The 4380-nt window shown below is 63.5% G+C and carries 4 protein-coding genes; all 4 read left to right on the top strand.

The window, feature by feature from the left end; all coding sequences use genetic code 11:
- The first annotated feature begins 30 nt into the window (after positions 1–30).
- Positions 31–555, top strand: a complete 525-nt coding sequence (locus tag EB084_20500; protein ID NDD30648.1) for a hypothetical protein — start codon at positions 31–33, stop codon at positions 553–555.
- 84 nt (positions 556–639) lie between these two features.
- Positions 640–1833, top strand: coding sequence for a hypothetical protein (locus EB084_20495; GenBank protein NDD30647.1), 1194 nt, complete (start codon positions 640–642; stop codon positions 1831–1833).
- 44 nt (positions 1834–1877) lie between these two features.
- Positions 1878–4040, top strand: coding sequence for a hypothetical protein (locus EB084_20490; GenBank protein ID NDD30646.1), 2163 nt, complete (start codon positions 1878–1880; stop codon positions 4038–4040).
- The coding region (locus EB084_20485) for a hypothetical protein (protein ID NDD30645.1) at positions 4037–4380 on the top strand (344 nt) is incomplete at its 3' end. The genes EB084_20490 and EB084_20485, both read left to right, overlap by 4 nt.

Raw genomic sequence — 4380 nt, 5'->3', positions numbered from 1 at the left:
AACGCACCTCGCCCGGTTCTCGTCGAGTATGTGAGCTTTCCCCTGGCCACCTGGCTGCTGTTCTCGGCCTGGTTCCTGCACGTCCGGACCCATCGGGCGCTCCTCGAGACGATGGCGGGCCTCACCCTGGGGCTCCCTTCGCTGTGCCTGTCGATCAGCCTCGGTGGGACGGTTCACGACCTGGCCGCCGGATTCGCAGGCGTGCTGCTCTTCACCCTGGGAAGCCTGAACGACCGCGCCATGCTCGTTGTTCTGGGGGCGGGCATCACCGCGGTCGAGACGTTCTTTCAGGCCCATCACGTGCTCGTCTCGATGCCCTGGCAGATCTATGCCACCCTGGCTGGCGTCTTTCTCATCGTCAGCGGCATCGTCATCGAGCGCAACCGCACCCGCCTGCTCGCCTACAGCGACAAGCTCGTTCGCCAGTGGAGCTATCGCGACGGGGTCTACACGGTCTCTTCCGCAGCGACGTCGGCCGCGAGCCTCGAGGTTGCTGATGGAACGGCCGCGCCGCTGCTCGAGGAGGGGGGCGGGTCTCCTGATCTTCCTGCCTGAATCGACAGGGTAGAGCCTGCCAGCCATTGAATAAAGAATCCTTGCCGTGTATTCTTGAAGCACCGCCTCAGGAGGATTGACCCCATGAGCACCAGCGTCACACTAGCCCCCGTACGTGATGATGCGAGAGATTCGCGCTCCAGCCGAGCGAAGTGGCTGCTTCTCCTGTTGCTGCTCCTCGCCGTGATGCTCGCTCTCTTCGGACTCAACCCCCCCTGGAAGAAGAGAGCCATCCTGCCGCCGGTCGTGGACAAGCCCTTCAACGGGTTCATCGACACGCACATCCACATCATCAGCCACTACATGTCGCCGACCGGCATCAGCCTCGACCCGTTCTCTGCGCTTGACGCGGCACTGTCGACAAACGCGTTCACGGGAGCCCAGTACCTCATCACCCTCACCCCGCCGGCCGATGAGCCCCACGCTGCAGAGGCGCAGGTCATGGAGAACGACTCGCTCACGCCCATGATCGCCAAGCGTCCCGACGCGGTCAGCTTCGTGGCGGGAGGAAGCTCGTTGAACGTCATGCTCCAGTCGACGCCCGTCAAGAGCGTCGACGCCAAGGTGAGCAAGGCCTTCGAAGAGCGCGCCCTCAAGCTGCTCAAGATGGGGGCGCGAGGGTTCGGTGAGATGACGGCCGAGCATCTCTCGTTCGGTCGCAACCACCCGTATGAGTCGGTCCCTCCAGATCATCCGCTGCTGCTGCAGCTGGCCGACATCGCCGCTGCGCACAACGTTCCCGTCGACCTCCACATGGAGGCCGTGCAGAACGACATGTCGATTCCGCCCAAGGTGCCCGTGATCTTCAACCCCACGGGCCTGAAGGCCAACATCGCCGGCTTCGAGCGCCTCCTCGATCACAACCGAAAAGCACGCATCCTCTGGGCCCACGCTGGGTGGGACAACACCGGCGATCGCACCGTCACGCTCATGCGCTCGCTTCTCGAACGACACCCCAACCTGTACATGAGCATCAAGTTCCGCGAGCTGCGCGGGTGCGGCTCGAACAGCCAGAACCAGAACACGCCGCTCGACGCGAAGGGCATGCTGCGAACAGAGTGGCTCGAGATGTTCCGCGCCTACCCCGATCGCTTCGTCATCGGCACCGACACGTTCTTCAGTGTTCCCGAAAAGGGCGTCACCCGCGGGCGCCCCACGTTGCTGGCCCGTCGTCTGCTCACCCAGCTGCCGGCGGACATCGAGACCAGGATCGCGTGGGACAACGCCTGCGCGATCTATGGGCTGACGGTGAAACGTCCCCAGCTTCAGAGCCGGTGATCGCAGCGCCTTCCAGACCCGCGTCGCCACAGCGCGAGCACGTCTTGTGGCTGTGGCTTCTCTTTGCGTTCTCCATGTTCTCCATCGTCTATCAGACCATGATCGCCGAAGAGATCGCGGCTAGCCTGACCGCGCTGCGAGCGGGGTTGCGGGTGGTCTTTGCCCTGGTGAGCGTTTTCAACGGCTTTGGCATGTACCTGGCGCACCGCCTCAACCAGGGCACTTTCGACGCGAGGCGTGCCCGTAGGTTGTGCATGCTCACGGGGCTCTCGATGCTGCTGTCGCTGGCGTCCTGCCTCATGGTGAACGAGGCGGTGCCCAGCATGGCCATGATGCTGGGTGTGAGCGTCACGCTCATCGGCATCACGCTCACCCTCTTCGGCATGGTCTACTCGACCTTGCTGCTCTATTTCATGCAGCGCCAGCGAGAGGGCATCGGCGGGGTGGTCGCCGTCGGGCTCTGTGGCCTGGTTTGTGGTTTTGCGGTTCACGGCTATGCGGTCATGTCGGTGGGAAACAATCTCTCGCTGCTCATCGCGGCAGCCTGCTGCATGCTGCTGCCGCTGGGGCGCATTGGCGCGGTGGCCGCGGGTGCGCTCACCCTGGTGGCATTGCTGAACCCTTCGTTCGATCAGCGCATCGAGCAGCTCCGCGATATCCGCCATCGCTTCGAGCACCATTCGTATCTCGAGTACATGTCCGCGGCTGACAGCGCGCAGCTGCGCCCGATTCTCGACTGCTGGAGCCCCAACGCCAAGATAAACCTCTACCAGCGCGAGGGAACCCATGATCTCGCGGGGTGCTACAACTACTACGTCACCTGGATATTCCAGGAGAAGGCCGATGATCGCCGCCACCTCATCTACAGCTTCGTGAAGCCCACAGACCGAACGATGATGATTGCGGTTGGCGGGGGATGGCCTCTGCGTGCCGTTCCGGAGAAGGCGTGGAACAATCTCGTCGGCGTCGAGCTCGACCCCGTCGTAACCCGTTTCTTCACCCAGAATCCTGCGTACAACGCTGAGATGTTCAAGCGCGTCTCCATCATCAACATGGAGGGGAGGGCGGCGCTCGAGACGGCGACGGGTCACTTCGACAACATCTTGATCGATCTGCCCGGATCACCGGCCACGCGGTATGAGAACCCGGTCGAGTTCGAGAACTACCTGCTCACACAAGAGGCGTTCAGGCGCGCGACGGACCTGCTTCGCCCCAACGGTGTTCTCGTGGCCTACCTTCTCGAGCATCAGATCGGTGCGGCGCTCGCCACCGCTCGCTCCATCGGCCTGCGGTGCGGGGTGCTGCTGCTCCCAGGGCCTCGCAGGGCCCACGGGTTTCGCGAGAAGGCCGACTACAAGATGGCGTTGGTGACCTCACCCGACCAGACACAGGTCGAACGCGTCGTCACCTACCTCCTCGAGACGGGGAGAGCCAGCGGCGTCCGGGTTCAAGATCTCGTGGGTCCTATCACGCAGCTTCCCGAGACTTGGCAGACCGTCGATCAGGTTGGCGCGCATGTCTCTCCCGACACCGACGACCGGCCCTTCAGCGCGGTGCGGAGCGGGTCAGCACCAAGGGCGACGTTTATCGTTCTGAACGGGGCGGCGGGGGCGCTGGTGGTAGGACTCATCGTCTCGCTGGTGCTCATGAGACGGCGGCCTGATCGCGGGCAGCGTCGCGACCTTGCCTACTTCTTTCTCATCGGGGTCGGCTTCGTCACCTTCCAGATGTATGCCTACGCCCGTTTTCGCAGCTTGTTCGGTGACCCCGCGTCGACCACGATGGCAGTGACCCTGCTCATCTTCGTCCTGTCGTCGGTGGGCAGCACGATGACCCGACTGCTCCGCCGTCCCTTTCATCCGCTGGTGGCGGCGGGCGTAGTGGCGCTGCTGCTGCTGCTGCTGTCGTCGAGCATGGGCAGCCTTCCCTTCCACTCCACCAGCGTCATTGTTCGCACTGGGGCGTCGCTGCTGGTGCTGGCCCCTTTCGGCATCCTCGCGGGGGCCTTCTTCCCGCTGGGGCTGCTCCGGATCGATGAAGCGCTGCTCGGCCCGGCCTTGCTTCTCGACGCCCTCGGCGCTTTTGTCGGCTTCTCAGGCTTCTATCTGCTCTCCATCGTGTTCGGCTTCACCGCGTGCTTCTGTGTTACCGCCTTGAGCTACATTGCGGCCACATTCCTCTTGTTCTCGCGGTGGAGGGCTGCATGACCCGAAGACGCACCGCATGGGTCTCTGTTCTGTCCCTTCTTCTCGTCGCTGTGGGCACGTTCGTCTATATCGATGCACGTGAGAGGGTCTCCATCGCCTACGTGACCTCCGGCGAGACCATCGTGGGGCAGGTGGGTGCAGTTCTCCGGCATACATCTATGCTCCAGCAGAATGGGATTCGCCCCACCTTCATCACCACTGCCAGTCTGGGGGAGTTCCGCAGGATGAGCATGCTTGCTGACGTCATCTTGACGGGCGAGGCAGACCCCGCCATACGCATCGGCATGGGGCAGCGCGGGCGCATCGTGGGCACGCTTGGGGTGGGTGGGAAGTACGGCCT

The organism is Pseudomonadota bacterium, from assembly GCA_010028905.1.
Lineage (GTDB): Bacteria > Vulcanimicrobiota > Xenobia > RGZZ01 > RGZZ01 > RGZZ01.
This window is presented reverse-complemented; position numbering and strand designations above follow the sequence as displayed.